This is a genomic window from Flavobacterium arcticum, from assembly GCF_003344925.1.
GTDB classification, from domain to species: Bacteria; Bacteroidota; Bacteroidia; order Flavobacteriales; family Flavobacteriaceae; genus Flavobacterium; species Flavobacterium arcticum.
Genome location: NZ_CP031188.1, coordinates 1962539 through 1986924, shown reverse-complemented (window position 1 = coordinate 1986924; position 24386 = coordinate 1962539). Strand labels below are relative to the sequence as shown.

At 34.8% G+C, this 24386-nt stretch carries 16 protein-coding genes; 9 read left to right on the top strand and 7 right to left on the bottom strand.

What is annotated here, in order from left to right:
• Positions 1 to 79: 79 nt before the first annotated feature.
• Entirely contained in the window at positions 80 to 472 is a 393-nt protein-coding gene (gene ytxJ, locus DVK85_RS08935) for a bacillithiol system redox-active protein YtxJ (RefSeq protein ID WP_114679025.1), read from the top strand.
• A 3-nt stretch (positions 473 to 475) separates the two neighbouring features.
• Here ytxJ and DVK85_RS08930 read toward each other — a convergent pair whose 3' ends face one another.
• Positions 476 to 1117: a protein-L-isoaspartate(D-aspartate) O-methyltransferase gene (locus DVK85_RS08930; RefSeq protein ID WP_114678105.1), complete on the bottom strand. Its 642-nt coding sequence runs from the start codon at positions 1115 to 1117 to the stop codon at positions 476 to 478.
• A 168-nt stretch (positions 1118 to 1285) separates the two neighbouring features.
• Here DVK85_RS08930 and DVK85_RS08925 point away from each other — a divergent pair, with 168 nt between their 5' ends.
• The 8 genes from DVK85_RS08925 (at position 1286) to DVK85_RS08890 (ending at position 9190) form a co-directional block, all read left to right on the top strand.
• A complete protein-coding gene (locus DVK85_RS08925) occupies positions 1286 to 2251 on the top strand; it encodes a Gfo/Idh/MocA family protein (RefSeq protein WP_114678104.1) in 966 nt (321 codons plus the stop codon).
• A 52-nt stretch (positions 2252 to 2303) separates the two neighbouring features.
• Complete coding sequence (locus DVK85_RS08920; RefSeq protein ID WP_114678103.1) at positions 2304 to 3188, top strand: 3-hydroxyacyl-CoA dehydrogenase family protein; 885 nt, start codon at positions 2304 to 2306, stop codon at positions 3186 to 3188.
• A 95-nt stretch (positions 3189 to 3283) separates the two neighbouring features.
• Entirely contained in the window at positions 3284 to 4498 is a 1215-nt protein-coding gene (locus tag DVK85_RS08915) for a DUF1015 domain-containing protein (RefSeq protein ID WP_114678102.1), read from the top strand.
• A 24-nt stretch (positions 4499 to 4522) separates the two neighbouring features.
• A complete protein-coding gene (locus tag DVK85_RS08910; RefSeq protein WP_114678101.1) occupies positions 4523 to 5185 on the top strand; it encodes a YggS family pyridoxal phosphate-dependent enzyme in 663 nt (220 codons plus the stop codon).
• A 144-nt stretch (positions 5186 to 5329) separates the two neighbouring features.
• Complete coding sequence (locus DVK85_RS08905; RefSeq protein WP_114678100.1) at positions 5330 to 6694, top strand: exonuclease domain-containing protein; 1365 nt, start codon at positions 5330 to 5332, stop codon at positions 6692 to 6694.
• A gap of 26 nt (positions 6695 to 6720) precedes the next feature.
• Positions 6721 to 7530 (top strand): ion transporter, encoded by an 810-nt coding sequence (locus DVK85_RS08900; RefSeq protein ID WP_114678099.1) that lies wholly within the window; start codon positions 6721 to 6723, stop codon positions 7528 to 7530.
• A gap of 2 nt (positions 7531 to 7532) precedes the next feature.
• Positions 7533 to 8450 carry a tRNA (adenosine(37)-N6)-dimethylallyltransferase MiaA gene (miaA, locus tag DVK85_RS08895; RefSeq protein ID WP_114678098.1) on the top strand — a complete coding sequence of 306 codons (918 nt, stop codon included), beginning with the start codon at positions 7533 to 7535 and terminating at the stop codon, positions 8448 to 8450.
• Complete coding sequence (locus tag DVK85_RS08890) at positions 8450 to 9190, top strand: acyl-[acyl-carrier-protein] thioesterase (RefSeq protein WP_114678097.1); 741 nt, start codon at positions 8450 to 8452, stop codon at positions 9188 to 9190. Before miaA ends, DVK85_RS08890 begins: the two co-directional genes overlap by 1 nt.
• A 97-nt stretch (positions 9191 to 9287) precedes the next feature.
• Here DVK85_RS08890 and DVK85_RS08885 read toward each other — a convergent pair whose 3' ends face one another.
• The 6 genes from DVK85_RS08885 to DVK85_RS08860 all read right to left on the bottom strand — a co-directional run bounded on the left by DVK85_RS08885 (position 9288) and on the right by DVK85_RS08860 (position 24162).
• Positions 9288 to 10004 (bottom strand): response regulator transcription factor, encoded by a 717-nt coding sequence (locus DVK85_RS08885; protein WP_114678096.1) that lies wholly within the window; start codon positions 10002 to 10004, stop codon positions 9288 to 9290.
• Positions 10005 to 10011: 7 nt separating this feature from the next.
• Positions 10012 to 11556, bottom strand: coding sequence for a sensor histidine kinase (locus DVK85_RS08880; protein ID WP_114678095.1), 1545 nt, complete (start codon positions 11554 to 11556; stop codon positions 10012 to 10014).
• A gap of 71 nt (positions 11557 to 11627) precedes the next feature.
• Entirely contained in the window at positions 11628 to 12215 is a 588-nt protein-coding gene (gene coaE, locus DVK85_RS08875; RefSeq protein WP_114678094.1) for a dephospho-CoA kinase, read from the bottom strand.
• Positions 12212 to 13210, bottom strand: a complete 999-nt coding sequence (locus tag DVK85_RS08870; RefSeq protein ID WP_114678093.1) for a glycosyltransferase — start codon at positions 13208 to 13210, stop codon at positions 12212 to 12214. Before DVK85_RS08870 ends, coaE begins: the two co-directional genes overlap by 4 nt.
• A 128-nt stretch (positions 13211 to 13338) precedes the next feature.
• Positions 13339 to 18669 carry a GEVED domain-containing protein gene (locus tag DVK85_RS08865; protein WP_162845340.1) on the bottom strand — a complete coding sequence of 1777 codons (5331 nt, stop codon included), beginning with the start codon at positions 18667 to 18669 and terminating at the stop codon, positions 13339 to 13341.
• A 339-nt stretch (positions 18670 to 19008) separates the two neighbouring features.
• Positions 19009 to 24162 (bottom strand): Ig-like domain-containing protein, encoded by a 5154-nt coding sequence (locus DVK85_RS08860; RefSeq protein ID WP_114678091.1) that lies wholly within the window; start codon positions 24160 to 24162, stop codon positions 19009 to 19011.
• Positions 24163 to 24386: the final 224 nt, after the last annotated feature.

The following is a 24386-nucleotide window of genomic DNA, read 5'->3' as shown; positions in this document are numbered from 1 at the left end:
AAGTAAAATCTGACAAATTTACTGCTAATTCTTTAAAAAAGAGAACTTTAACAGTCAAAATGTCTTAACCCTAATGATAATGAGTTTTTTCGATAAAATGTTCGGTAATAATGACAGTAAAGTTAACTCTTCTTCACGTATAAAGTGGAATAATTTAACACAATTACAACAACTCGACAGCATCGTTGAGGAATCAAGCGATACACCTGTACTAATATTTAAACATAGTACACGATGTAGCATAAGCCGCATGGCACTCAAGGGCTTTGAGCGCGAATATGCTATTGAGGAAGATGATGCAAAAGCTTATTTTCTTGATTTATTAGCTCATAGAGATATAAGCAACGAAATAACATCTCGTTTTGGTGTAATGCACCAATCGCCACAAATTTTACTTATAAAAAATGGCGAAGCCGTATTCTATGCTTCTCATAGTAATATTGATGCAACAACAGTAAAAGAAAAGCTATAAAGTTTAATTTTTATTCTCTAATAATGGTACAAAACGAAACTCACCAAATTCATGTTTTTCAAACTGTGTTTCGCTTTTACGTATCAGCATTGTCATAATTTGTGGGTCATTACCCACAGGTATTACCAGTCTCCCCCCTACTTTTAATTGTGCCATAAGGGGTTGCGGTATAAAGGGAGCTCCTGCAGTAACAATAATACTATCAAAAGGAGCATAGTTTGGTAAGCCCTTGTAACCATCGCCAAACGAAAGATATTTGGGGCGTATGCCCAATTTAGGCAATAGTAGTGATGTAGTTTTAAAAAGTTCTTTTTGTCGTTCTATGCTATATACCTTCGCGCCCATCATATACAACACTGCCGTTTGATAGCCCGAGCCTGTACCTATCTCTAATACTTTATGGTCGCGTTCTATCTGCAATAATTGCGACTGAAATGCTACCGTATAAGGTTGCGATATAGTTTGCCCTGCCCCAATAGGAAATGCTTTGTCTTGGTAAGCATAATCGGAAAAACTAGAGTCAAGAAAAAGGTGTCTTGGTATTTTTTTTACAGCTTCGAGTACATCTTTATCAGTAATGCCTTTTTGCTCTAAAACGCTTACAAGCTGATTGCGAAGTCCTTGGTGTTTTCCTGTATCTTTCAAAGCGCAGATTTATTTTTGAGGTAAAAATAGTAAACTAAATCAAATAGTAAAGGCTAAAAAACAATATTAGTCTGCTTTTATATACCTCATAATACAAGTCATATTTTTAGATCCACTTTTTGTGTTTTCAGGCTAAATAGTCTTATTTTTGTTAAAAATATATTTCTTATGCTTAAAATCGGAGTATTGGGTGCGGGGCATCTAGGAAAGATACACTTGCGTTTACTCAATCAGTCGGAAAAATATGAGTTGGTTGGCTTTTATGACCCAAACAGTGAAAATGCCGACAAAATATCTCGTGAACTTGGTTATCATAAATTTAACTCTATAAGCGAACTTGTTGCTGCCGTAGATGTTGTAGATATTGTAACCCCTACGCTGTCACATTACGATTGTGCTAAAGAAGTTATACAGGCAGGTAAACACGTTTTTCTTGAAAAACCTATATCGAATACTGTTGAAGAAGCCGAAGAAATAATCGCTTTAGCAAAACAGTATAATGTACAAGGGCAAGTGGGGCATGTAGAGCGATTTAACCCTGCTTTTATTTCTACTAAAAACATGATATATAACCCCATGTTTATAGAAACACACCGCCTTGCCGAATTTAATCCTCGCGGAACAGATGTGCCTGTAGTACTCGACTTAATGATACATGATATTGATGTAATACTAAGTGTAGTAAAAAGCAAAGTAAAAAACATCAATGCAAGCGGAGTATCTGTAATTAGTGATACACCAGATATTGCCAATGCTCGTATTGAGTTTGAAAATGGCTGTGTTGCTAACCTTACGTCAAGCCGTATATCTTTAAAAAATATGCGAAAAACACGTTTCTTTCAAAAAGACGCTTACATCTCTGTAGATTTTCTAGATAAAATGTGCGAAGTAGTAAAAATGAAAGATGCTCCTGAAACTCCTGGCGATTTTGATATGATACTACAAAATGCTGAAGGGATTAAAAAACAAATCTATTTTGAAAATCCCGATGTAGAAGCTAATAATGCTATACTAGATGAACTAGAAACATTTGCCGATGCTATAAACAACAATGGTACTCCTATTGTTACGCTAGAAGATGGTACAGAAGCACTACGCATTGCATACAGAATAATAGACTGTTTTAACGAGTAAAATCGTTATCCCTATAACAAAACAAACAATAAACTAATATAACAACATCATCATGAAAAACATAGCAGTAATTGGCGCAGGCACTATGGGTAATGGTATTGCCCATACGTTTGCACAAAGCGGCTTTAGCGTAAAACTTATTGATATATCTGAAAAATCATTAGATAAAGGTATGGCTACTATAGCTGCCAACCTAGATAGAATGGTAGCAAAAGGTAAAATAACCGAAGAGGACAAGCATAAAACCATCGGTAACATTATTACTTATACCGATATGAAAGACGGTGTAGTAAATACTGATCTGGTTGTAGAAGCGGCTACTGAAAATGTAGATTTAAAACTGAAAATATTTAGAGATCTAAATGATTTTTGTGACGAAAAAACCATTCTAGCAACTAATACATCATCTATATCTATTACACAAATTGCTGCTGTTACTACAAGACAGGACAAAGTAATAGGAATGCACTTTATGAACCCTGTGCCTATCATGAAACTTGTAGAAATCATTAGAGGGTACAATACATCTGATGAGGTTACTAAAAGTATCATGGAGCTATCTGAACAACTAGGTAAAGTTCCTGTAGAGGTAAATGATTACCCTGGCTTTGTGGCAAATCGTATTTTGATGCCAATGATAAACGAGGCTATAGAAACATTATACAATGGTGTAGCAGGTGTATATGAAATAGATACTGTTATGAAACTAGGTATGGCACACCCTATGGGACCATTACAACTTGCCGATTTTATTGGGCTTGATGTATGCCTATCGATACTAAATGTAATGCACGACGGGTTTAAAAACCCTAAATATGCTCCATGTCCATTATTAGTAAATATGGTAAGAGCTGGTAAACTAGGTCTAAAATCTGGTGAAGGTTTTTATGACTATTCTGAAAGGAAAAAAGCTGAGAAAGTAGCTTATAAAAAATAAGCTATAATACAATACTCTAATCAACAAGAAGCAATTATTCATATACTATTGCTTCTTGTTTGTTTTTTCTAAATACGTAAAACAATCATAGAAACTTGGCAAAAATAGTTCCTTTTAAAGCGGTGCGACCTGCACGAGATAAAGTAAGCATTGTAACTTCTCGATCGTATGATGAGTATAGCCCTGCAGAGCTTGCCTCTCAGCTAGATTATAATCCATTCTCGTTCTTACATGTACTTAATCCTGCCTATGTTAATTTGCAAAAAATTTCGACAGATACTCGATTAAAAGCCGTTAACTTAAAATATAACGAGTTTAAAGAATCGGAAGTTTTAAAGACCGAAAAGCAGCCTATATTTTTTCTGTATGAAATACAGAGCAAAGGTAATAGCTATACAGGTATTATTGCGGGTACATCTATAGAAGATTATAGAAATAATGTAATTAAAAAACACGAAGACACCTTATCATATCGTGTAGACTATTTTAAAGAATACCTCTCTAAAACAGGTTTTAATACAGAGCCTGTACTTATTACCTACCCCGAAAAGAAGGAAATAACAGAGTGGATTGTCAAGAAAAAGAAAGAGCATCCTTTATACTTATTTTCATCACTAAACAAAGACAGACATATACTCTGGAGAATAAAAGACAGTGAAGAAATTGCTTGGGTACAAGAACAGTTTGAAGCAATAGATAGCCTTTATATTGCCGACGGTCATCACAGGTCAGCTTCGGCAAATATGTTGCATGAACAAGAAAGCGGAACAGGTAATGAAAACCTCAACTACTTTATGAGTTTTCTTATTGCTGAAACTGATTTGAAAATTTATGAGTACAATCGTATTATACGCGATCTTAACAAAGTAACTAAAGAGCAGTTTATAAATGCGCTTAGTAACGATTTTACGATAGAAAACAAGCATCAAGAACTATGGAAGCCTAAAAACAAGTTTAGTTTTGGTATGTACCTCGATGGTGAGTTTTATGCACTACACTTAAAAGAAACTAATTTTAGCTCTAGCTATGAAGCACTCGATGCAAAAATACTATACGACAAAGTATTGCGCCCTATGCTTGGCATTATAGACTTGCGTAACGACGAACGTATTGAATATATACCAGGAAGCAAACCAATAACCGATATTAAAAAAATGGTAGACGAAGGGAAGTTTGAAGTAGGTTTTATGCTTTGCCCTCCCACTATAAACGATATAAAAGAGCTTGCCGACAACAACCTGATTATGCCTCCAAAAAGCACCTACATTGAACCAAAATTCAGGAGTGGGCTTGTTATTTATGAGTTGTAATTTAGAATTTCAAATAAAAATTTCATGCCAATAAAAGATAATCTACACAACATAAAATCATCATTACCCGAAAATGTTACACTTGTAGCCGTTTCTAAAACTAAACCTGTGGCTGACCTTATGGAAGCCTATGAGGCTGGTCAGCGTATTTTTGGAGAAAACAAAATACAGGAAATGACCGACAAATGGGAACAAATGCCCAAAGATATTGAATGGCACATGATAGGGCATGTACAAACCAATAAGGTAAAATACATGGCTCCGTTTGTAAGCCTTGTGCATGGGGTTGATAGCCTTAAATTACTAAAAGAAATAAACAAGCAAGCCAAGAAAAACGAGCGAGTTATTAACTGTTTGTTGCAAATGCACATAGCTGAAGAAGAAACCAAATTCGGGATGGATGAGCAGGAACTACATACACTTTTAAATTCGGATGAGTTTAAACAACTTGACAATATAAAAGTTGCAGGGCTTATGGGTATGGCTACTTTTACCGATAACCAAGAGCAAGTAAAAAAAGAGTTTACTCAACTTAAAACTATTTTTGATACATATGCTAATAAACCATTAACTGATAACTGTCAATTATCAACGTTATCTATGGGTATGAGTGGCGATTATACACTAGCCATTGCCTGTGGTAGTACTATGGTTCGCATTGGAAGCAGCATTTTTGGTAGCAGATAAATAAGCTTTTTTTGCAATTAATAAACGGGAAAATCTTCACAATATAAATAATTGTTGCTTTATTCGTATCTTTGAGGTATATGCAGAAGAGAAACAAAAATTTAGAATTTTACGATAAAAACTGCCCTTTCAGGGGTTAAGAGTATGTATGCAATACTTGATATAGAAACTACTGGCGGACAGTATAATGAAGAAGGAATAACAGAGATTGCCATATATAAATATGACGGACATGAAATAGTTGATCAGTTTATAAGCCTCGTTAACCCTGAGAAACCCATACAACCATTTGTAGTAAAACTTACTGGCATTAATAATGCCATGCTACGTACTGCGCCTAAATTTTATGATGTAGCAAAGCGAATAGTCGAAATTACTGAAGGCTGTATTATTGTAGCTCACAATGCACAATTTGACTATAGAATACTCCGTACAGAGTTTGAACGACTTGGTTATAATTTCGAAAGACAATCGTTATGTACTGTAGAGCTTTCACAAAGATTAATGCCCGAACAAAAATCACATAGCCTAGGCAAACTGGTACGTGCATTAGGCATACCTATGAGCGACAGGCACCGCGCTACAGGTGATGCGTTGGCAACAATTCAGCTTTTTAAAATGCTCTTGGCAAAAGATGTCGAAAAAGAGATTATAAAAGGGCTGATAAAATCAAACGTACAAAAAGATCTTGAGCCAAAACTCTTTGATTTATTAGGCGACATTCCTTCTGTAACAGGGCTGTATTACATCTATAAAGAAAATGGCGATCTTATATATATTGGTAAAAGCAATAACATTAAAAAAAGGCTCAACCAGCATTTTACAGGTACATCTCGTAAGTCAAAAAGATTACAGCGCGATGTGTTTACCATAAAGTATGAAGAAACAGGTAGTGAACTGATAGCATTGCTTAAGGAGTGTCAGGAAATTAAAGCTAATAAGCCTGCACAAAACAGAGCGTTAAAAAAAACGGTTTTCCCCTACTCATTATATACCGAGAAAAACAAAGAAGGCTACATTTGCTTTACTGTAAAGAAAACAGATGGCAGAAAAAAAGAAATTATATCATTTGCCAGTACTAATGAGGCAAAAAATGCTTTGTTCAAAATAGTGGACAAATACAAATTATGTCAAAAACTAAGCGGACTTGATACTACTGCAAAATCAGCTTGTTTCCCCTATAAATTAGGTAATTGCAATGGTGCTTGCATTGGCATAGAAACACCCAAAGAATATAATCAACGTGCTACAGAATTTATCAATCACAACAGTTTTAATCATCAAAACATGATTATTATAGATAAAGGACGAACTATAGAGGAACATAGTGCTGTACTTATAGAAAAAGGTGTTTATAAAGGTTATGCTTTTTTTAATCTTAATTATCAAGTAACTAATCCCGAAATATTAAAAAATATTATTGTCCCTATGGAACATAACAGGGATATAAAAAACATTATACAAGGTTACCTAAGGAGAAAACGAAATTTAAAAATAGTTCATTTTTAAGATTATAATCATTACAACAAAACACTATGCCTAAAGGTTTCAGAAATAAACTTCACGAAGTAATTTATGAAGCAGACACGCCCGAAGGCAAGCTGTTTGATGTAATACTGCTTATACTTATTTTAATAAGTATTATTACAGTAATGCTGGAAAGTGTTGCCAGTATTAAATTAGTGTATGGTAAAGAGTTGGATATTATTGAATGGATTATTACCGGTTTCTTCACTATAGAGTATATTGCTCGTATTATATCGGTAAAAAAACCAGCCAATTATATTTTTAGCTTTTATGGTATTATCGATTTACTTTCTATGCTACCAAAATATATCGATGTACTGTTCCCTGGGCTTGCATTTCTTATCTCCATACGTTCATTAAGACTACTAAGAGTTTTTCGTATCCTGAAATTGGGACACTTTATAGGTGCATCAAACCAGCTATATACAGCACTTAAAAAAAGCCGTATAAAAATTACTGTCTTTTTATTTGGAGTAATAATAATATGCGTAATAATGGGAACCCTTATGTATATTATAGAAGGACCCGAAAGTGGGTTTAAAAATATCCCTATAAGCATATACTGGACGATTGTTACACTTACTACAGTTGGCTTTGGCGACATCACTCCTGTAACACCGTTAGGACAATTTCTGTCTGCCCTTATTATGATTATGGGATATGGTATAATTGCTGTACCCACAGGTTTAGTTACAGCGCAGTTTATGCAGGACAATAAAACACCTGAAAACACACAGGTTTGCGCGGTTTGTAATGCCGACCATCATAGAGACAAAGCCAAATACTGCTACAATTGTGGTGCAAACCTTCATCAATAACTATGAATATTCAAAATAATAACAATTACCTTATAACCGTTACTGGTCCTACTGCCATAGGCAAAACGGCTATGGCTATAGAAATAGCAAAGTACTATAATTGTCCTATTATATCTGCAGATAGCAGGCAGTTTTTTAAAGAAATGAACATAGGTACTGCTGTACCCAGTAAAGAAGAGCAGGAAGCTGCAAAACACTATTTTATACAAAACATAAGTATTTTTGACGACTATACTGTAGGCGATTTTGAACGTGAAGCTATTACGGTGCTCGACGAGCTGTTTAAAAAAAATAATGTGGTGGTAATGGTAGGTGGCTCTGGGCTGTATATCGATGCAGTATTAAAAGGCTTTGACGATTTCCCTGATATTGACAACTCGGTAAGAGAGCAACTAAAGGAAAAGTACGAAACGCTTGGTATAACCTATTTACAGGAGGAATTGGAGCGGTTAGACCCTGAACATTACAGCAATGTAGCTAAAGAAAACCCACAACGATTAATGCGTGCCTTAGAGGTTTGTAGTGGTTCAGGTAAGCCCTATTCTTCTTTTCTTAATATTAAAAAGAACAGCCGTAACTTTACTTCTATAATTATTGGACTGGAAGCAGAAAGAGAAGTAATGTACAGCCGCATTAATCAACGCGTTGACCTTATGGTACAAGCAGGACTTATTGAGGAGGCTAAAGCATTATATCCTCATAAGAACCTTAATGCATTACAAACTGTAGGCTATAGAGAGTTATTCAGTTATTTTGATGATGAATATTCGCTTGATTTTGCTATAGAAGAAATAAAAAAGAACACACGCCGTTTTGCCAAAAGGCAGATGACGTGGTTTAAGCGTAAAGAAGAAACAAAGTGGTTTAATTTTACCACATCGCCACATATTGTTATTAACTACATAAAAGAAAATTTATAATGCCCATAACTGAAAATTTCACGTCAACACACTCTGAAGACTGGGAAATCAATTTTTTACAATGTAATCCCAATGGCTACTTAAGGCAAACAGAGCTTTGTAACTTGTTACAACTTACGGCAGGTGCGCACTCAGAGATAGGCGGAATGAGCTTTACTGATATGCAAGTGCATGACCAAGCATGGGTACTTAGCCGAATGCGTGTAGAAATTGATGAAATGCCTAAATGGAGAGATGTAGTAACTGTAAAAACATGGATTATGGACTTACAGGGATCGCGCTCTGTAAGGGCATTAGAAATGTGGATGAACGGAAAAAAGATAATAGGTGCTATAACCTATTGGGCTGTATTCAATACAAAACTAAGGAAGCCCGAAGCCTTGGCACTACCGCATGAGCATTTTGAAAAATATCCTAACAGAATGCCTACCAAGGCTTCTTTTGTAAAGATAGACCTCAATAGAGATACTGTACTAGCAGGCGAAAGAAAAGTTGTATTATCTGATCTTGATATTGTTTTTCATGTTAATAATGTAAAATACTTAGAGTGGTGCTTAGATGCGATAGATTATCGACCTCTTTTAAAACAACAATTACAAAGTTTTGACATGAATTTTTTGAGAGAATTAAAACTAGAAGACTCTGTAACATTAAACAAAGGTAGAGAAGATAAAACAGAGTTTTTTACTGTAGTTAAAGAGGGTAAGCCCTGCTTTGCTTTAGAGCTTAATTGGAAATAAAAATTTGATCTGATATATAGATATAAAAAAATTCTCCTTGTTAGCAATAGTATTGGCTCAACGGAGAATTTTTTTATTATGTAGACTTTTCTTATTGCTATTCAGTAGCTTTATTCTTGATAACTAAACGGAAACCTTCACCATGAATATTTAGTATTTCTACATCTTCATCTGGTTTTAGGTACTTTCTAAGTTTAGCTATATATACATCCATACTTCTAGATGTAAAATAGTTATCATCTCTCCATATTTTGGTAAGTGCAAGCTCTCTTGGCATTAGGTCATTTTCATGTAATGCAAGCATTTTTAAAAGCTCATTTTCTTTTGGCGATAATTTTATTGGTTCTTGATTATCAAATGTAAGAAAACGTAATTTTGAATTTAAATGGAATTTACCAATCTGGAATTCAAATTTAGTATTATCTGTTTTTGTCTCAGATGCTTTTCGCTGAATAATTGCTTTTATTTTCATAAGCAATACTTCAGAGTCAAAAGGTTTATTAAGGTAATCGTCTGCTCCTACTTTGTATCCTTTTAAAACATCTTCTTTCATCGACTTAGCAGTAAGAAAAACAATAGGCACTTCCTTATTTTTTTCTCTTATTTCTCTTGCAAGGGTATACCCATCTTTATAAGGCATCATTACGTCTAAGATACACAGGTCGAAATTATCTTTTTTAAATTTTTCGAATCCTTCCATACCGTTCTTTGCCAACGTAACGTCAAAATCATTAATTAATAAATAATCTTTTAGTACTGCTCCAAAATTTGGATCATCTTCTACTAAAAGAATTTTTTTGTTTACTTCTTCCATATTTTTTTTAATTTATTAGATGCATTTTTATTATAAAGGTGCTACCCTTTCCTTTTTCACTTTCTACGTATATTTCGGCATTATGGTCATCTAAAACTCTTTTTACATAAGCAAGACCCAAACCATGTCCTTTTACATTATGTATATCTCCTGTGTGTTCTCTATAAAATTTTTCAAATATTTTTTTCTGAGTACTTTTAGTCATTCCTAAGCCATTATCCTTGACTTTTATTAATATGAAATCCTTTACATTTTCTGTATGTATCTCTATAACGGGTTCATCGGGAGAATATTTTATAGCATTATCTAAAATATTAACTAAAACGTTTGTAAAATGCATATCATTTAACAATGCCGTTGTACGTCGCGCTTCTAAAGACTTTGTTAGTGTCCCGTTTCGTGCTTCAACAATTAGGTTAATATGTTCTATAGCATCATCTATAATAGCATGAACATCAGCTTGATCTTTAGTAATATCTAATTCTCTTTTATCTAGTTTAGATATTTGTAACACGTTTTCTACTTGCGAGTGCATTCGTTTATTTTCATCCCTTATCATTTGTAAATATCGTTTTACTTTTTCGGGATCAACAAATATTTTAGGGTTCTTTATAGCATCTAATGCAAGGTTTATAGTTGCAATAGGTGTTTTAAACTCATGCGTCATATTATTAATAAAATCAGTTTTAATCTCTGATATTTGCTTCTGCTTAATCAATTGATTAATAGCACTAAGGTAAGCAATAATAATAATTAAGGTAAAAATTAATGACAGTGATGTTATACCTAAAATAGATGAAAATATAAATGTTTTCTTTTGAGGGAATGTAATTAATAACCTGTAGCCTGATTTACCATCAATATCAGTATAAACAGGATGTTGAAACGATATTCCTTCTTGCCATTTAAGCTTACCCGATCGTAATTTTGTTGCAAGTCCGCTTTTATATATACCAAACTCAAATGGTGTATTTACGCCATTCTGCGAAAGTTCTGTTTCTAACACTTTATTGAGCCAATTTTTAGAAACTCTGGTTTCTAGCGGATTAAAATCTCTGAAGTCCTTAATGTATAACTGAAATTGATAACGTTGCCAAACTTCCATATCGCCACTTCTAGAAGATTTTTTAGTATCTTCTTTTGTGGTATTACTTAAAGGAATGGGAGCACTTACATTAGCATTTCCTATATAGCCTCCATCCCTTTCTCTATCAAAGAACAAATTATAATCCCGTTGGCTCATATTATCCGAATAAATAATATTTTCACCCTTTCTGTTACTTCGGTAATTATAATAATAAGGCAACATATCTTCTCTTGATGGTGCCTTACCAGTACTATCTTTATAAATATTGTAAAGCCTAAAGAACTTATTGGCATCATTTTCTTGTAACCTTACCGAAACTTTACCTAATACTTGCTGTATATGAAACTTGAATTGCTCCTCGTTATTTTTAATCGACGAGTTTACCCAATATAATTGTACCAAAATTATACCCACGAGAGATAGGCTCATAAAAAATACCAGCAAACGAAATCTAGTCTTGTTCATCGAAACAAAATTAACATTTTAACATTTAATGCCTTAAAATATTAACCAAACATTAACAACCACACCAAAAATTAAACATTTTTCAAAGTATCATAAATACTATGAGCCTGATTTTTAGCATCATTCAAAATAATGTTATTTATAATAAAATCACTAAACTCTTTTTTCCTATCGTCATTCCATTGATTAGCCATACGTTTACGCACTTCTTGGGCTGTACCACCATCTCTTTTTATAACTCTTTCTATCCTTATCTCCTCTGGTGCAGTAACTAATATTATTTTATCGCAATTTTTATAACTACCACTCTCAAATAAAATAGCAGCTTCTTTAATAACAAATGGTGCATCTTTATAAATATCTAACCAATCATGAAAATGTTCACTCACTTTAGGGTGAATAATATTATTAAGCACCTGAAGCTTTTCAGGATTATTAAATACTAAAGCTGCTATTTTTTTTCTATCAGGAATACTGTCTGTAAGTATTTCTTGTCCAAAAACAGCTACCACTTCAGTAATTACATCAGGAGTGTTCAATATTTTTTTAGCTTCTTCATCAGCTATATATACAGGTACACCTAATGATGCAAAATAATTTGCTATTGTAGTTTTACCACTACCTATTCCTCCTGTTAGTCCTATAACTTTTGTTTTCATTTTTTAAAAAATAATTCAGGAAAAGCCTGTTCTGGTTGCTTAGATAATAAATGTATTTTTATAAACGATGTAATATAACCTGTACCATAACCATAAAATTGTATAAAAACCGCCACAACAGAATAAAAACCTATTTTCAAGCTTTTATTTTTAATTGCTGATATTATAAATATTAAAATAAAATAAAACACATATAAATATAGAGGACTAATTATAGTAAAAAATAATAATAGTACTGAAAACCCAAAACCTAAAATAAATAAACTAGGAAATAAAAAAGTTACCTTTTTATACTCTGGGTGCCACTTATCTAAAATAGGGCGTGCTTTACCAAACTTATTTACTTGTTTATAAAACTTATCCCAATCTATCCTTCGTTTATGATATACATAACAATCAGGAAAAAGACGCGTTTCATATCCTAATTTCCAAAGTCGTATAGAAAGATCTGGATCTTCACCCGGGTGTATATTACCAAAGCCGCCCGAAGCCTCAAAAGCTTTTTTAGAAATGCCCATATTAAAACTTCTTGGCTGAAACTTTTCTATTTTTTCCGATTTCCCTCTTATACCTCCTGTTGTTAAAAAAGAGGTCATTGTAAAATTAATAGCCTTCTGTATATCACTAAAGCTATCTAAAGCAGCATCAGGACCACCAAAGCAGTCTACATAATTAGCAATAAGACTTTCTGATACATTTTTAAGATAACCTTCTGGAATAATACAATCAGAATCGAGCACAATAAAGTAATCGCCCTTTGCCTTTTTCATACCATAGTTCCTAGAGTCACCTGGACCTGAATTACTTTTAAAATAGTAAGATATAAATAATTTACCTTCAAAGGCAGGAAGTATAGTATCGCACCGCAAAGTAGACCCATCTTCTATGATTACTACTTCAAACTGATCTTTATATGATTGTTTAGTAAGGCTTTCTAATAGCTCTTCAATCTCATCAGGTCTATTGTAAACTGGTATTATTAACGAAAAAAACATTTGTAATAATTTTTAACAAAGTTACTGCTTTAAAAAAAAACAAAAGCTACCAAAATGGTAGCTTGTATATAAAAAAAGAACCGATGGTTTTCACCATCGGTTCAACTAATTAAAATTAATAATTACAACTATTGTTTTTTAACGATTTTAATTGTTTTTGTCATACTACCTGCATTGATAATAACTATATAAGTACCATCTGATAATACTGACATATCTAGGTTAGCATCAGTAGTATTAGGTGTTTTTGCCATAACTTTCTGACCTAACATATTAAATACAGCTACAGAAGTAATCTCTGAAGAGTATTGTATAGTAAGTATATCTTTTACAGGGTTTGGATAGTAATTAAACGAAGTAACATCAAAACTACCATTGTTTAGCACTCCTGTTACGGTAACTGCAAGGCTAGTAACACTAGTACATCCATTTATTGTTTGTGTAGCATAATATGTTACTCCTTCTTCTACAGCAGTATCCATAGCTAAGGGATTATTACCATCTATAGCATCCTGTTCTGTAGCATACCATACTACATCAGTACCAGTTACCTCTATGTTTTCTAGAGTAACAGCATCAGTTAGAGAAACCACTACTTGTTCTGTAGCTCCAACAGGAGAGGTTGTATCGCAAAGTACATTTAGTATACCGCTTACATATGTAACGCCGTCCCATGTGTTACCTCCTTGTTCATTAAAACCTCCATAAATAAAAGGTCCGTCTTGTAACTGAACTCTAGATGCATAATAATATGTTCCTGGCTCTAAATTAGAACCTACCGAAGCTACATACTCATCATTAACACCTGATTGAATATTAAATGTTGTAGGTACCCATGTTGTCCATGTAGAAGGATCTGTATCTTCTGTACTAATACCTACCCATGCTGTTACACCAACACCAGGACCAGTACCCTCAGTTACACCCATTTCATAAACTTGTACATAAATCATTGCTGACTGTGCTATTGAAACAGTGACTTCTCCTGGATATTGTAGATTAACGTAATCTACACTAGGCATATTAACAGTAACAGTAACAGCTAGCATATCTTGACTCTCGCAACCATTCATGGTTTGCGAAGCATAGTACATAGCCCCATCTTCAAGAGCATCATCAGCACTTAGCATATTACCTGCAGCATCATACCACATAATATCGTTCCCCATAGCCATTAACTCTGCTACGGTAGCACCATCTTCAAATACTTGCATATCAGAACCTGTAGGTGCAGGAGTAACATTAATAGTTACAGCAACCGCAGTTCTTGTTAAACTCTCACAGTCTATAGTTTGTGAAGCATAATATGTACCTCCGTTTAATACAGCAGCATCCATTGCAAGAGGTAAACCTCCTATTGCAGTAGCATACCATTGTACCATTTCACCTTCAGCAGCAAGATCGGATACTGTAGCAGCATCACAAAATGCTTGTGAAGCATCAGCAACAGGCGCCATAGTACCACAGTTAACAGTAAGAACTCCGCTCACATAATCGGCACCATTCCAGAAAGAACCACCGCCAGCATTATAACCACCATAGCTATATGGACCTTCTAGATATTGGAATCTTGAAGCATAGTAATATGTACCTGGCTCAAGATCATCTCCAATGGCTGCCACAAATTCGTCGTTATTACCTACTTGATCATTAAACATCATTGGTACCCAAGTTGTCCATGTAGATGGATCTGTATTTTCATTGCTAATACCTATCCATGCCATTACTCCTATACCAGGACCAGCACCTGGTGTAACACCAGCCTCATAGCCTTGTGCATATACCATTCCAGTATCTCCTTGTACTATTGTTAATTCAAATGGCCATTGTAAGTTTACCCAATCCATTTCAGGAACTGTTACCGTTACAGCAAGTCTATCTTGGCTTTCACAACCATTTAAAGTTTGTGTAGCATAGTACATTCCTGATGATAAAAATTCAGAATCACTTAGAGGAGTACCTCCTGTAGCTACATCATACCATTGAACATCTGTTCCTGTAGCAGTAAGATCGGCTATTGTAGCGGCTGTAGTAAATGATGCTACAACATCTCCTGTAGGAGCAGGAGTAATTACTATGTTTATTGTTGCAGAATCTGATGCAGGACATCCAAGATCTGTTGTTACAGTTGCAGTATATGTAGTAGTTGCACTTGGCATTGCATATACAACTTGTACAGGATCTCCATTATATGCTACAGTACCTGCAACATCTTCATAAAGACCATCTATTGGAGACCATACATACTCTACAGCACTACTTGCTCCTGTAATCATTACATTATAATCTTCCCATTCTCCATAACCTGTATGACCACAAGCTTCGCCTGCGCCAATTGTACTACTAAACCTATCCCCTACACGCATTCTTGTAAGACCATTAAAAGCAGTTGCAGGAATTGTTACTGTACCATTTACAACAGCAGTTGTACCTGTAGTAGTATTAAATACACTCTCATCTTCAGCAAATACTCCATCTTGGTTAAAGTCTATCCATACTCTAAATGTTTGAGACCAAGTTGTGCTTCCTCCTTGTAATGAAATATCATAAGTTTGCCCCCCCACTACATTAGCGGTTATATCACTATAATATGTATAATCTGATACTTCATCACCAGAGTTATTATTTGTTATATCAGCAAAAGTAAAATTATTAAGATAATCTCCTGAAGCTCCTGTGCTACCTATAGTTGGTAAGCAATAATCTACTGCTGTAATAGTCTCTCCACCTTCTGCCGTAAGTTCTACAGGAGAACCTAAACAAGCAATTGTTTCTGATGGCACAACTGTTACAGGTGTAGGAACAGGGTTTACAGTTACTACAAACTCTGTTGATATTTCACAACTTCCAGTTGATTGTGATGCTGTTAATGTATAAGTAGTTGTTTCTGATGGATTAAATACATATCCATCAATATCGTTACCACTCATTCCTGTAACAGGAGACCACTCATATATATCAAAATCAGAAGCTCCTTGTGTGATTGTTACAATATCCGAACTATTACCTAAACATAATGTTGCCTCTGTAGCACTCAATGTTAATTCGGCAGGCTCTGTTACTGCAAATGTATCTAGAGTAGTATCTGTTCCAGCTACTGTTGTTACTGATACCGTACCTGATACTCCTGCAGGAACACTAGCTACTATCTCAGTATCAGTATTAGAAGTAATTGTTACTGCTGTACCTCCTATTTCAAGAGTTGCATTACCTAGAGTAGTACCTGTAATAGTTATATCTCCAGCGACAGCACAGTATGTGTCAGGAGTAAATTCTGTTATTGCAGGTGGGTCTGGCATGAAAATATTAATTGAATAATCTTCATAACTACCATATGAACCAGAGTAACATGGTGTACCACCACCATCATTATCAGTACCACCTATACGCACTGTATGGCTACCTATTACTGCAGCATCTGCAGGTACTGAGAAAGAACCTTCTAATGTAGTAGGATTATCATTTGTAGATAAACCTGTATATACAAGTTCTCCTTCGTCATCAAAGTCAGTATCATTATTCCAATCTATCCATATTTTTGTACCGTAAGTATAACCTGTACCATACGTAATTGCAAAATCTACAGTAGCCCCTGCAGCTGCATCAGTTGATTGTACTGTATAATCGGCATAATTACCTGGTTCTCCAGAGGTAACATTATTTATAGTTCCCATAGCTACACCTATAATACCGTCGTTATCTACAGTAGTAGGTGCTGGCGTACAATAGCCTGTATAGAAAGACGAAGGTCCTTCCCATGGACTAGAATCTGAATCAGAACATACTGCTCTAACCCAAGCATAATAAGTAGTACCCATTGTAAGTCCTGTAGCTTCTGCTGTAAAGATACCTGCGGCAACACTACCTGATACTGTTGTAGCACCTGTAGGAGGAGTAGCATCTTCACTTACATAATATTCATATCCATCTGCAGGTAAACTTGCTGACTCATTCCATGCTAAATTTCCAGATGTAAAAGAACCTGTTGTTGCAACAACACCTGTAACAGGCTCACACGTAGGCGTTAGTATTACTGATATATCATCTACATATATATAATATAAATTAGCTGCCGAATAAGCATTAAAACCTACATAATAAACACCTGTTGTAGTTGGTGTAAAATCTACAAATGCATCAGTAGCAGAAGCTCCTGTAACATCCTGATGGTCTGCAAGTATAGTAGTCATACCAGCATCACTAGCACTAGTACCATAACCTATTTTAAGCTTTTCTGTATAAAAAGTACTATTATTACCATAGGTATATGATAATCTATATGACACACCTGCTGTTAAGTTTAATCCTTGTGTGTAAAACCAAGCATTTGCTGGATTAGAACTATAAGAATATCTAAAAACATTACTATCAAATCCGTAACCAGGATTACTTGCTGTAGTCCAGTTATTACCTGTACCTGCATTTTGTATTGTTACACACGCAGGTATATTAGGTGTCGTTGCAGAGTTTGCATCTTCATAGTAAGGAATATCTGTAGCATCACATAGCGTAGTAAAAGAAATAGAAGACGTCCATGCACTTACATCTGTACCTGCACAAGCACTTCTTACCCATGCATAATATTGCGTATTTGACATCAGACCTGAAAGTGAAGCTGTTGTAGTTCCAGATGCAACACTACCTGATGGTGTTGTTGCACTCGTAGGTGCTGTATTTGTAGTACTATAATAGTAATCATAACCTGTAGATGCTGCCGTAACTGCATTCCAAGATATTGTAGCTGCATTTGGACTAACTCCTGATGAAGCTAAACCATTTGGCGCAAGGCATGAGGCAACACTACCAAAGAACTGTAATCTAGCTAAAGCACTAGTACGTGTTCCTGATGGCGGCGAAGCTGGGTCTGGGTTAGTACCATCACTATAATAGTATATACCTGTATTTGAAGAACCAGTATATGAACCAAAATTAGCCGTACAAGAGTATCCTGACTCATTTTCATCTATTGCAATAATTAAATTACTTGTACCATCATAATTAAATGGTGTTGTAAAAGTAATTTCAAACCAGTTACCTGCTACTGGAGTAATAGCTCCAGAATATACTTGTGTAAGGTTCCCTAAAGGCTCCCAATCTGTATCTGAAGTAAATTCAGTTTTAGAAGTATGTCCTAAATAAACTGTCCAGTTTGCCCAGTTTGCTAAATTAGTACCTCCTGAAGAGTAGTAATAACTCACTTTAGTAACATTTCCAGCCACACCACCATTGGCAGCATACTCTGAAGCTTTAACGATTTGTTGACTATAAGTGTAATTATAGCAAGAATAAATAGGTACACGGTTAGCACTATTAGCTGTACCCGAACCAATGTTAATAGTACCTACTTGCGAATAAGTTGTCGTGACCGACAATAAAGCAAAAAGTACAAGATAGCCCAAGAGCCATCGCTTTGAATCTTTCCCGAAATTCAAAGCATTTTTAATAGTAATGTTTTTCATATTATAATAGTTATAAATTATTGTTAATAAAACTACAAAAAAAACACATACAATAACTAATTTAACATAATTTATACATGTTATAAATAAATTTTTAAATAAAATGTTCATTATAACAAACAATAATCAATATTTAATAAATCATAAGTCATAAAAGGTCTAAATATTTATTTTTTAACAAAAGCAAAAAAAATACAGTATTTATTTATTATCGATTTATTTATAAATTTTATACCCATACTAGTCTAAAAAGAATAAAAAAAGCCCTCGGAATATTCCGAGGGCTTTATAAACATGAAAGTAAAAAGATTACTTCATGTGATATAGGTAATTATTAAATTACTGTTTTTTAACTACTTTAATAGTTTTTACAGTATTACCTGCTGTTACAGAAACAATGTATGTTCCGTCAGACAGGATAGACATATCTAATCTTACTTCAGTAGCATTTGGTGTATTAGCCATTACTTGTTGACCAAGTAAGTTAAATACAGCTACAGAAGTAATTTCTTTATCATAAGACAAGTTAAATACATCTTTAACAGGGTTAGGGTAATAAGAGAAAGTGTTGATATTAAAATCGTCACGTCCTAATACCACACCTACAGTTACAGCAAGAACAGTATTACTTTCACAACCATCTATTGTTTGGGTTGCATAGTAAGTAGTTCCATCTGTAAGCATTGTACCTGCAATAAGAGCATTTTCTCCTGCAAGAGCATCAGCTTCTGAAGCATACCACATTACTGCAGCATCATCTTCTACTGTTACCTCGATGTCTTCTATAGTAGCATCAGCAGCAACATCTGCCGTTATAGTCTGGCTGGCTTCTCCTGTTGGAGCAGCAGTAACATTTATTGTTACTGTAACTGCAGTTCTTGTAGTACTCTCACAACCATCAACGGTTTGTGAAGCATAGTACATACCATCTGCAAGAGTAGCGTCATTAGCAAGAGCTACACCTTCTGTTGCTTCTGCATACCATTGAATGTTATCGCCTGTTGCCATTAAATCGGCAACTGTACCTGTATTACATATTGCTATATCAGTATTATCAACTGTTGGAGCAGCAACAACATTTACTGTAACTGTAACTGCAGTTCTTGTAACACTCTCACAACCATCAACTGTTTGTGAAGCATAATACACACCATCTGCAAGAGCAGCGTCATTAGCAAGAGCTGTACCAGCTGTTGCATCTGCATACCATTGAATGTTATCGCCTGTCGCCATTAAATCAGCAACCGTACCTGCGTTACATATTGCTACGTCAGTATTATCAACTGTTGGAGCAGCAACAACATCTACTGTTACTGTAACTGCAGTTCTTGTAATACTCTCACAACCATCAACGGTTTGTGAAGCATAGTACATACCATCTGCAAGAACAGCATCATTAGCAAGAGCTGTACCTTCTGTTGCATCTGCATACCATTGGATGTTATCACCTGTTGCTATTAAGTCGGCAACTGTACTTCCATTACACAATGTTACATCTGTGTTATCAACTGTTGGAGCAGCGACAACATTTACAGATACATCTACAGTTGAAGAAACTGAACAACCAGCTTCTGAAGTTGAAGTAACAGTATATGTTTCTGTTGTAGCAACATCTGATTTAAAATATACAATTGTAGCATCTGTATCTTCTGTATAAGCTACTGTTGCATCAGCATCTGTATATAAATTAGTTATAGGAGACCAAGTTATCTCTGTAGAGCCAGTTATAGTAAATGTTACATTAAATCTTTTTGTAGTAACTGTACCTGTTGTTGCAGCTAAGTCATTATAATTAAATATTGCTGTATTAGCATCAAGATCTGTATAAGTTGTTTGTGCGTTATATAATGAATCAGCACCTGACTGTGATATACTTATAACAATATTAGAAACACCATCCCACTCAAATGGAGTAGTGAAGGTTAAAGTATTTACACCTATTTCATGGGTATAAGTACTTGGAGCAAAAACAGTAATAAAACTAGACTCGTCTAGATATGAGTCATCAGAGAACACATCAAGTGTAGTTGTACCAATCTTAACAGTATAATTATCATTAGTTGCAGCACTACCTATAGAACTAACATTATATGCTATAGACTCTATAGTACCCGCACCCAAACCTGCATCTATTAAATCGGCAGCAGTATATATAGTTTGGCTTTTATGTGTATTCCTTCTATTACAAAAAGCTGTAAACTCTTCAGTTGTTCCTGTTACATCCGTTCCATCACCTATAGTAGCGTCTCCTCCTAAAACTCCACCTGTAACTTCTAAAGCTTGTACCGAACCTGCACAAAAAGTTGCTGGAGATGGCGTTATAACTACTGGAGATGGAAGTGGATTAACTGTTACTGTAACCGTACCTGTTGTAACACATCCTGAAACAGCATCTGTAGCAGTTACAGTATATGTTGTAGTTTCACTTGGAGTTACTGTATGTGTAGCTCCATCAAGGTTACCCGGCATCCAGTTATAAGTATAATCTGCATTATCACTTGTTACACTAATTTCACTACTTTCTCCTGGACATAACTCAATAGCATCAGCTACTGTAATTTCTGGAGCATCTGTTACTGTAGCAACAACTGGCATTCTAGGGCTAGCACAAGCTGCTGTACTTTGTATATTGTAAAAATAATAATAATTACTAGTAGTTGTACCACCCCATTCGCTAGAAGTTACATTAATATTTCCGTTATTATATGGAAAATCAAGGTTTGAACTACCACGAATTAAACTAACACCTGTATATGATTTTACAAGTATTTTATAAACCTCACCCGAAGTTACATCAAAGTTAAGTGGGATAGTTGTAGGTGTAGTTGTACCTCCTGCTGCTACAGTAATATCTCCTGTAGCATACAGTTCTGTATTTGATGCATTAACAATTTTTACATCCAATGTACCTGCTGATGTTGAATACACATCAACAGAATTTAAAGTTACATTATCTAAAGCTGTAAATACAATACCCCAATTAGTAAGAGAAGTACCTGTCCATGAAGCTTCTGGAGCTAATAAACCGCCGCCTATAGGTGAACCTCCGTCAGACTGAGCAGAAACATAATATGTTGTTGTTTCTGTAATTTCTTCTGAAGTAAATGATCCACCTGTAGCAATAGGCAATCCACCTGTTGCATTAGCATACCAATTAATAGTACCACCATCGGCAGTAGCCATAAGGTTTGCTTCTCCTTGACCACATATTGTAACTGGCGTAGTCGTTAAAATTTCAGGATAATCACACATAGTAGTAAATGTACCTGCAATAGTCCAATCACTAAATGCACTTCCACAATTTGTTCTTACAAAAACAAAATATTCAGTAGATGGCATAAGAGCTGTAACATTTGCCGTCAAATCTGTTGTTGCTGTACCAGCAGCAACAGGAGCTGTATTAGTATCCGACACTACGTACTCGTAACCTGTTGGCGTACTCAATTCTGGAGCCTCCCATACTATAGTAGCACTATTTTTAGTAATATTAGTAGTTGCCATTACTGTTGGCACTTCACATGCTGGTACTTCTTCAATTACTATATTACCAATATGGAAATCATAATCAGGAAGATCATTATCAGTACCATCTGTAGCTTGAAAAGCTACTTGTATAGTTTGTCCTATATAATCTGTTAATAAGAATCTATACTCTGTAAGTTCATTAGTAAGCTCAGTAGTATTAGCAGCATTGAACGTGTATATAGATGTCCATTCAGCACCACATCCATCTATAGATACTAATACATTTACAGCATCATCTGTACCTTGCATACCATCTAAATCTTCTGTTAATGAAGCAAAATTAGTTATAGCTGCATCAAAAATAAGTCTTGAATCTGCTGTTATTTCCATTTTAGGACTAATAACCCATTCATTTCTATTATCAAAATATAAATTAATAGCCGCAGTAGTCGCTCCAAAAACAGAAGAGTTCCTCCAAGTAGAAGTTATGCTACCAGGGTAAGAGCTTAATGGCACATCACCACTACCTGTAGGTACATTAGCCTCATACCATCCTGGAACTGCTGTTATTAAATTTGTACCTGTATATCCTGTAAAGTTATTTAATACTGGTAAAGCAGCAGTAGTTACATCATTAGTAGTAACTGTTGCCACATTTGTGTCCTCGGTTACATTATAATAAATGCTATATGAATCTGTAGTTCCACAACGGTTATAATCATATACTTTTACAAAATAACTTGTATTACAAGCTAAACCATATACTGTAGCCGATGTACTTAAACCATCATATATTATTTGTTGTCCTGTACCTGCATATATATTATTTGCAGTAATAGCAGAAACACCTACTTCATCAACTGGGTCAACTATAGCCGCATCACTTATAACAACCATTCTTCTATCACCATTCCCATTAGTCCAGTCCATAGTAAAAGATGTAGAAAACAACTCTTCCGAATCAACTGTTACGGCAGAAGCCTGAGTAGTTGGTGCTATTTGATTATCAATAGTTACAGCATCTGTATAAGCCACCTCTGTACTATTTGTACAAGTAACTTTTAATCTATACTGTTTAGTAGTACCATCAAAAGTAGCTGGAGTAAAACTCGTTGTAGTGGCTCCTGAACCATCTGTTACATCTGCCCAGTCAGTACCATTTAATGATTGTTCCCATTGGTAAACAATACCCGGTATTGCGACAGTTGCTCCTGTTACATTTATTACTGAAGGTGTATTACCAGAGCATATATAACGCATTAAATCACCCGCTACAGTACCCGATACTGGTGTACCTGTACAAGGCAAAGGTGGTGTCCATGTATAAGCTAAACCACTTGTAAAACCATCGTTATCATTAATTACCGCTGTAGAAAACGAAGTAATTCCTGTAGTAATAACTGTTGGGTTATCCCATGATACACCTGCTGCTACTGTAGCTGCCGAATAAGCACCTACTGCACTTTTTATACCAACTTGTGGCTGATATGATGTTGAAGCATCATACGGTGGCGTACCATCATATACAAATTTTATCTCGTTACTAACAACATTAAGCCTTACTTGAAAGTTAAATGTTTCTACCTTAGCATATCTTCTAAAGTTAGACCATTGGATAACAATTTCATCTCCAACCATTTCGTAACGTATTTCAGCTAAACCAGAAGCACCCTCTTCAAGATCTGCAGATAAAGGAGCTAAAAAAACATTCCCTCCTGTACTTGAACTCAATACTCTGTAGTTAGAAGAAGACGGTGAACTAGTACCTAAAGCTAACTGTCCATTACTCGTTACATAAAAACTATTATAAGTTGTTTCTGAAAATTCGAAAGCTACAGGCAAAGTTTGCTCAGTTGAAGCATAAGAATCCAAATCAGGACTCCCATCTGTAGAACTTGTAATAACCGTTCCACCAGTTATAGGGACATAAGTCTCATTAGACTGCGCAAACGTATAGATCGATGCTTGCGCATAAGTGCCTGTAACTGCAAAAAGCAGTAAGGCAATTAATAAAGTAAATTTTTTCATAAAGATTTAAATAATTTTAGATTATTAGCTAATAAAATTATAATTTCTAATAATAAAAGTATCCTTCTATATGATTTTTGTGATATTAACAAATAAACAAGACGCATTTGTTATAAATTAATGCATAATTATTGTTAAATGTTTTTAAAAAAATAAATATTAATTAATTATTTAAGATTTAAAACAGTTATAAAAATACATTATTAGATGAATAATTATTATAT